This window comes from Anaeromyxobacter terrae, from assembly GCF_022690685.1.
Taxonomy (GTDB): domain Bacteria; phylum Myxococcota; class Myxococcia; order Myxococcales; family Anaeromyxobacteraceae; genus Anaeromyxobacter; species Anaeromyxobacter terrae.
The window spans coordinates 1-507 of sequence record NZ_JALCYY010000116.1 but is presented as its reverse complement, the minus strand read 5'-3'; the positions used below and the strand labels follow the sequence as shown (position 1 = coordinate 507).

Below are 507 nucleotides of genomic sequence, written 5' to 3'. Positions count from 1 at the left end.
CCACCGCGACAGCGGCGAAGCCGCGCGCGGTGGCGCACGGGACCCGGCGAGCAGGGGTGGGGCCCCGACGACGGCGGCCAGCCGTCGGCGGGGCGGGGGCGCAGCCCCCGTTCAACGCTCCACGAGGCCGCGCAGGTGGCCGGCGCGCTCGAGCGCGCCGGCGCAGGCGGTGACGACGCTCGCCTCCACCCAGAACCCGGCGCCACGGCGCGGCTGGTTCGAGCCGAGCGCGGTGGGCGAGGCGTACGTCTCGACCTCTATCGCGAACTCGAACCCGGCCTCCTCGAGCGCGTCCTCGACCGCCTGCGCCTCCGCGAGCGTCGCCGCGAGGTAGACGCGCACGATCTCCGTCCCCTCGTCGAACTCTTCCATGTCGATGCGGGCCATCCGAGCCATCCCTCCGCCGCCCCAATCTAACCCCGGCGCGCCGCGGGCGTGCGGTATCCTCGCCGCCGCCATGACGCCGCTCCCAAGGAACCTCCCGCGCGCGGCGCGCGCCGCGCTGGC

The 507-nt window shown here is 76.9% G+C and carries 1 protein-coding gene; it reads right to left on the bottom strand.

The genetic code is table 11. The features are described 5' to 3' along the window. Window positions 1-111: 111 nt before the first annotated feature. Window positions 112-387: a hypothetical protein gene (locus MNY62_RS25060; protein WP_242347061.1), complete on the bottom strand. Its 276-nt coding sequence runs from the start codon at window positions 385-387 to the stop codon at window positions 112-114. Between the last annotated feature and the right edge of the window lie 120 nt (window positions 388-507).